6 protein-coding genes and 4 tRNA genes are annotated in these 6,595 nt (G+C 43.8%); 3 read left to right on the top strand and 7 right to left on the bottom strand.

Annotated features, from left to right (window positions below; all coding sequences use genetic code 11):
* From AB4583_RS18470 to AB4583_RS18450, 5 genes are all read right to left on the bottom strand, one after another.
* Nucleotides 1–443 (bottom strand): GTP-binding protein (locus tag AB4583_RS18470; protein WP_372118691.1); only part of this gene is annotated, 443 nt, incomplete at its 3' end.
* 94 nt (nucleotides 444–537) lie between these two features.
* Nucleotides 538–613, bottom strand: a tRNA-Thr gene (locus AB4583_RS18465).
* 13 nt (nucleotides 614–626) lie between these two features.
* A tRNA-Gly gene (locus AB4583_RS18460) sits at nucleotides 627–701 on the bottom strand.
* 39 nt (nucleotides 702–740) lie between these two features.
* Nucleotides 741–825, bottom strand: a tRNA-Tyr gene (locus AB4583_RS18455).
* A 44-nt stretch (nucleotides 826–869) separates the two neighbouring features.
* Nucleotides 870–945, bottom strand: a tRNA-Thr gene (locus AB4583_RS18450).
* A 210-nt stretch (nucleotides 946–1,155) separates the two neighbouring features.
* On the opposite strand from AB4583_RS18450, the gene coaA reads away from it, so the two are divergent.
* Nucleotides 1,156–2,079: a type I pantothenate kinase gene (coaA, locus tag AB4583_RS18445; RefSeq protein WP_017066910.1), complete on the top strand. Its 924-nt coding sequence runs from the start codon at nucleotides 1,156–1,158 to the stop codon at nucleotides 2,077–2,079.
* 7 nt (nucleotides 2,080–2,086) lie between these two features.
* On the opposite strand, the gene birA is transcribed toward coaA, so the two are convergent.
* Nucleotides 2,087–3,052 (bottom strand): bifunctional biotin--[acetyl-CoA-carboxylase] ligase/biotin operon repressor BirA, encoded by a 966-nt coding sequence (birA, locus tag AB4583_RS18440; RefSeq protein ID WP_017059800.1) that lies wholly within the window; start codon nucleotides 3,050–3,052, stop codon nucleotides 2,087–2,089.
* On the bottom strand, nucleotides 3,049–4,095 hold the full coding sequence (gene murB, locus AB4583_RS18435) for a UDP-N-acetylmuramate dehydrogenase (RefSeq protein WP_017059799.1): 1,047 nt from the start codon (nucleotides 4,093–4,095) through the stop codon (nucleotides 3,049–3,051). The genes birA and murB overlap by 4 nt, the downstream gene beginning before the upstream one ends.
* A gap of 66 nt (nucleotides 4,096–4,161) precedes the next feature.
* On the opposite strand from murB, the gene AB4583_RS18430 reads away from it, so the two are divergent.
* Together AB4583_RS18430 and pssA are read left to right on the top strand one after the other, a co-directional pair.
* Entirely contained in the window at nucleotides 4,162–4,593 is a 432-nt protein-coding gene (locus AB4583_RS18430; protein WP_017059798.1) for a GNAT family N-acetyltransferase, read from the top strand.
* Between the two features lie 91 nt (nucleotides 4,594–4,684).
* The gene (pssA, locus tag AB4583_RS18425) at nucleotides 4,685–6,025 is read left to right on the top strand and encodes a CDP-diacylglycerol--serine O-phosphatidyltransferase (protein WP_372118688.1); all 1,341 of its coding nucleotides are present in this window, start codon (nucleotides 4,685–4,687) and stop codon (nucleotides 6,023–6,025) included.
* The last annotated feature ends 570 nt before the right edge of the window (nucleotides 6,026–6,595 follow it).

The raw sequence follows: 6,595 nt of genomic DNA, 5'->3' as shown, positions 1-6,595 counted from the left end.
TCAAGTAGCTCTTCGTCATCTACCATGTCACATTTGTTCATGAATACGATGATGTAAGGGATACCAACTTGACGACCAAGTAGGATGTGCTCACGAGTTTGAGGCATAGGGCCGTCAGTCGCAGCAACAACTAGGATACCGCCGTCCATTTGTGCTGCACCAGTGATCATGTTTTTAACATAATCCGCGTGTCCTGGACAGTCTACGTGTGCGTAGTGACGTGCTGGAGTGTCGTACTCAACGTGAGAAGTTGCGATTGTGATACCGCGCTCACGCTCTTCTGGAGCGTTATCGATAGATGCGAAATCTTTAGCAACACCACCGTACACTTTTGCAAGTGTAGTACAGATAGCAGCAGTTAGAGTTGTTTTACCGTGGTCAACGTGGCCGATAGTACCAACGTTTACGTGCGGTTTCGTACGTTCAAATTTTTCTTTAGACATGGGGTGTCCCTCTAGGTACGGATTAGGTGGCTTAAAATAAGACCACGCAACCAAAAAAATGGTTTTCTTTATTAAAGGAGAAGAAGCTTTAGACTGGTGCTAATACCCAGAGTCGAACTGGGGACCTCACCCTTACCAAGGGTGCGCTCTACCGACTGAGCTATATCAGCACACAAAATGAGTTGGAGCGTGCAGCGGGAATCGAACCCGCATCATCAGCTTGGAAGGCTGAGGTAATAGCCATTATACGATGCACGCAACACGTAACTCTGTTTGAGCTATTTAACCTTTAGAATATGGTGGAGAGGGACGGATTCGAACCATCGAAGGCAGTGCCAACAGATTTACAGTCTGCTCCCTTTGGCCACTCGGGAACCTCTCCAAATTTTGAGCTTTCTCTCGCTTGCCTTATAGGAAGGGAGAAAGTGGTGCCGACTACCGGAATCGAACTGGTGACCTACTGATTACAAGTCAGTTGCTCTACCTACTGAGCTAAGTCGGCACAAGTGGGGCGCATTTTATTGAATGATTTTCCACCTTGCAATAGTAAATTGAAAAAAAGTGCAAAATTCTCTGACCAAACTCCTACATACGGCTATTTAGCTCAAGGTTTACGTCTTTAACCCGCATCTAGTACAGGAAGATATTTTATTTATCTATCGCTTGATGTATTTTCCATGCACTTGTTTTGTTATCCACTATAGAGTTTTGTATGAGCCCATTTATGTCATTTGACCGCGAACGTTGGTCTGAGCTAAGGAATTTAGTTCCGATGACACTTTCTGAGAGCGACTTAAAAGAGCTTCAAGGCATCAATGAAAAGCTCACAATGGAAGAGGCAGTAGAGATCTATCTACCGCTATCTCGTCTATTGAACCTCTATGTGGCAGCCAGACAGAATAGAAACTCGGTACTCCACCAATTTCTAGATAAGAAAGAGAAAGCGCCACCTTTTATCATCGGTATTGCGGGTAGCGTAGCTGTTGGCAAAAGTACCACTGCGCGTCTGCTTAAAGCCCTACTCTCTCGCTGGGAAAACCACCCAAAAGTTGAACTAGTGACAACCGATGGCTTTTTATATCCAAACGAGGTGTTAGAAGAGAAAGGGTTGATGAGCAAAAAGGGCTTTCCTGAATCTTACGATATCAAGCGTTTAGTGAACTTTGTTTCGGATGTAAAAGCTTGCAAGAGAAATGTCACAGCCCCTGTTTACTCGCATCTTACGTACAATATTACTGATGACGTTAAGTGCGTCGACCTACCAGATGTGCTTATTATTGAAGGGCTTAATGTTTTACAAACCGGAATGAATTATCCACACGAGCCACATCGCGTGTTTATTTCAGACTTCCTTGATTTCTCACTCTATGTTGACGCTGATAGCCAACAAATCAAAGAATGGTACGTCAATCGCTTTATGAAATTCCGCGATGGCGCGTTTACTAAGCCTGGCTCTTACTTTAGTCATTACACTAAATTATCGAACCAAGCCGCATTGGACAAAGCAGAAGGTATCTGGAGTTCAATTAATGGCTTGAACCTTGAACAAAATATCCTTCCGACTAGAGAAAGGGCTCACCTGATTCTACGTAAAGGCGCAGATCATATGGTTGAAGAAGTGTTACTAAGAAAATAGTAACGCCTTAGTCGCCTTTTCTTAGCGATATCTCGCCACCAATATAGCTCTCGACACCATTCTCAGTTTTGAGCAATACAGCACCTTGTTCATCGATGCCTTGAACAACACCTTCAATTTCTCTAGGTCCAATGATCAATCTAACATTGCGACCTAAGAAATTATCCAAGCGGTTCCAACGCTCTAAAAAATTGGACATTCCTTTCAACTCGTAGTCGACAAGTGACTTATCCCAAGCATTGATCAGAGCCTGCGCTAACTGGTTACGGTCTGGCACCTTCCCATCACACACTTCTTTAAGGGAAGTCCATGGCTGGCCAATACCTGATGTTGTTGGATCCATGGATAGGTTTAGCCCTAAACCAATCACAATATGCGCAGCGCCACCAGACTGTCCTGACAGCTCGACCAAGATACCTGCAAGCTTCTTGTCATTGTGGTAAAGGTCGTTCGGCCATTTAAGCTTTACACCTTCTACGCCCATCTCTTCCAAAGCTTCAACAACAGCTACACCAACCACAAGGCTTAAGCCCATTGCGGCAGCCATCCCCGCGTCGAGTCTCCAATACATTGAAAGATAGAGGTTTGCACCAAATGGTGATACCCACTCTCGTCCACGGCGTCCACGACCCGCAGCTTGATATTCAGCAATACAGACAGAACCCGATTCGAGGGTGTTAGTGCGCTCTAATAGGTGTTGGTTTGTAGAACCTATGATGGGAATGAGTTCAAGAGAAGCATCGCGACTAACTGCAGACAATTTGTCTTGGTCAAGCATATCCAAACGACTGGCTAGTTTGTAACCCTTGCCTTGTACTCGGTAGATATCTAAACCCCACTCTTGAATACCTTTAATGTGCTTACTGATAGCCGCTCGTGATACGCCAATCATTTCACCTAGGTCTTCACCTGAATGAAACTCACCGTCAGCAAGACATCTCAATAGTGCAAGCTTGGTACTGTGCTCTCTCATGCCAATGACTCCAAAGCCTTATCCAAGTTTGTCTCGCAGTCTCGTCCCATAAAGCGCACTTCATGTTCCAATCGAATATCGAATTTATTCAAAACGGACTGGCGCACTCGCTCTGCAAGCTTAAGGATATCCACAGCAGAAGCCTCATCATAATTGATAATAACCAATGCTTGGTTGGGGTGAACCTGAGCGCCACCTTCTGTCACACCCTTGAACTGGCATTGATCAATCAGCCAGCCAGCAGCAACTTTGATCATGTCATTACTCTCATAACCAACCATATTTGGATATAGAGCTAACAAGCGATCAAAATGATCTTTGGTGATCACAGGGTTTTTGAAGAAGCTACCCGCATTCCCTTGTACTCTAGGGTCTGGCAGCTTACTTGAACGGATAGCACACACTTCATCAAATATAGTGCGAGGGGAGAGCGTATCGGCTGCTAGGCTTTTTAACGGGCCATAGTGATTGCATGGCTCCCACTCTTTCGGCAACGTTAAACCAATCGCAACAACAATCGCTTTATCGTAGAGAGCGTGTTTGAAAATAGAATCTCGGTAACCAAAGAGACACTCTTCTTTGCTTAATCGCTTAACTGTATAAGTATCCAGACACAGGATATCGACATACTCGCATACGTCTTGTAGCTCAACACCATACGCACCAATATTCTGAATCGGAGCAGAGCCGGAACAGCCGGGTATCATTGCTAGGTTTTCTAGACCACCCAGCCCTTTATCCACACTCCACTCAACCAAGCTTGGCCAATCCTCGCCACCACTCACATGCAGTAGGTGATGACTGTCCGTCTCGGCCAGCTCAATCCCGGCTAATTTATTCACGATGACCAGGCCAGCGAAGTGCTCAGTAAAAAGCATATTACTGCCCTTACCCAGTATTAACTTAGGCAAAGCTGACCATTTAGGGTCTTTGTAAAGCGAAATAAGTTCTTCGGTAGTGGTGACTTCAACCAACGCATCACACGTCTGATCGATGGAAAAAGTATGAACATTTTTTAAACTAGCATTGAGATGGAATTGCATGGCGATATTCAATTAACTTACACTGCGGTCATTCTACAGCAGATAAACCAATGGCGCAGTGACTGAATGAACAATGTCATCATTACTCAATTAGACCCAGTAAAGGTTCCCCTAGTTAAACGTTTCTATAAAGAACATTACCCAACGGGAAAAGCGAATAAGAGTGAACTGATCTATTCGTTATTGCTGAATAACGAACTGTGCGGTGTCGTGCGTTTTCGTACAATAGAAAATAATCGCTTACTTACCGGTATGGCGATATCAAAACAACATCGTGGTCAGCAATTAGGCTCCCAGCTTATGGATTATTGTGCGCAACATACGCTTACGGAAGATGATTACTGCTTTGCGTACGCTCATCTCACCAATTTTTACGCGCGACACAAATTCGTACAAGTAGACCCTAAAGATCTACCAAATGGTTTAAGAGTTTTATACGAGCGCTATTCGAATAGCGGAAAAGATCTCATTCCTATGCATTATCAGCAAAATTGTTAGAGAATGCCTCGATTATCTAGTATTTGGTGCTATCCCTTTGGTAAAATTAAAAGTTCGCAATTTTGCATATTTTTAAGGTAAAACAGTCAATATGATTGCCAGTAGGAATCCATTCATACAGTTGCCAACCATAGCGCAGAATCCTGACAAGTTTGAAGTACTACTATCAGCGCAAGAGTTTCGAACTCGCCTACTTGATGAAATATCTCGCGCAACGACTCGTATTAGTTTAGTCGCTTTGTATCTTGAAGATGATGAGGCTGGCCGTGAGATCCTAACTGCCTTATATGAAGCAAAGCAAAAGAATCCAGAATTAGACGTGAGCGTTTGTGTCGATTGGCACCGGGCGCAGCGTGGATTGATTGGCGCAGAGTCTTCTGAAGGCAATGCAGCCATGTATAAAGAGTTCGCAGAGAAATATCAACATTCTGTGCCTGTCTATGGCATTCCCGTTCGCGGCAAAGAAGTCTTTGGCGTATTGCACTTAAAAGGCTTTATCGTCGATGATAGCGTGATATACAGCGGTGCAAGCCTTAACAATATCTATCTGAATTACCATGACCGCTATCGCTTTGATCGTTACCATGTTTTAAACAATACAGCTCTTGCTGACTCAATGTTTGCCTACGTACACGAACAGATGGTTGCGGACAGCGCTGTTTATGACCTGGCTGATAAGAACAAGCCTGCGACCAAAGAACTGAAACCAGCGATTCGTCAGTTTCGAGCATCATTGGCAAGGTCTCAGTATCAATTCGAAGGGCAAGAGGTTTCAGCAGAGCAAGTGGCTGTAACACCATTGGTTGGTATCGGTAAAAGACGTAACCGTCTGAATCAGGGAATCAACCAACTCGTCGCTCAAGCTAAAGATGAAATCTTCATCTGCACACCTTACTTCAACTTCCCACCTAGCCTAGCTAAAGAAGTGAAGAAAGCACTTAAGCGTGGCGTAAAGGTCAGCATTGTTGTTGGTGATAAGACAGCGAATGATTTCTTTATCTCACCAGAAGAAGAGTTTAAAACGATTGGTGGTTTGCCATACCTTTACGAACTGAACTTACGCCGTTTCGCTAAAGCGAATGAAGCTCATATTGCTAGCCGTAATCTATCAATTCGACTTTGGCAACACGATTCCAATAGCTTCCACCTAAAGGGCATTTGGGTAGATAAGCGCTACATGCTACTAACAGGTAATAATCTAAATCCACGCGCATGGAAGTTGGATCTAGAGAACGGTATCTTTATCCAAGATAACTACCATCACCTAACAGACAAGTTTCAGGCTGAAGTGGATAACATCCTTCAACACACTCAGCTTATCTGTACTTATAAGCAGTTAGACAAGGTAGAGAGCTACCCGATGGAAGTTCAGAAGTTGATTCGTAAGATCACTCGTGTGAAAGCCGATAGGGTGCTTAAGCAAATACTGTAGTCGATGTATTAGAGACACTATTTATCAACGCCTAGCAAACGCTAGGCGTTTTTGTATCTACGAGATAGCTATTTAGGTTTGTTTGATGGTCTTTCGAATCAACATCTCTATTTATGCATAGTGAGTGTGATAGCTTGAAGTGTTAAGCATCCTACCTTTTCCTTAGTCAGTCTCAGGGTTCCAGATACGTGTATCAGGTATGGTTTAGATAGCAGCTAAACGAGTACCAATACGAACATAATCGACAATTACCCTTTACGTATTCAAGCAATAAAGTCTCACTCCTTAGGGCGAAGTACGTACGCGATAGAGAATTTCACATAGTAAAACAATCAGATTAGTGCTCTGCTCTATTTAGCTTAAGAGTTAGAAGTGACCACCTATATTCCCAAGCAGCACCTCCCGATATATAGAGAAGTACTTCATGGCTAGCGATAAGGATCTACTACTAAAACCCAAAACACATACGCAGGAAACGACGAAAGCCTAGTCGTCAGACTAGGCTTTCTGATATGTGCCGGAATAGCATGAAGTGCAGGGGCTCGGTGTCTTTATACCAATTAAAGTAAA

The sequence above is a fragment of the Vibrio sp. 10N.222.49.C12 genome, assembly GCF_041475025.1.
Lineage (GTDB): Bacteria > Pseudomonadota > Gammaproteobacteria > Enterobacterales > Vibrionaceae > Vibrio > Vibrio crassostreae_C.
Note: the sequence above shows the minus strand (reverse complement) of the source record. Positions and strands in the feature narration are given on the sequence as shown.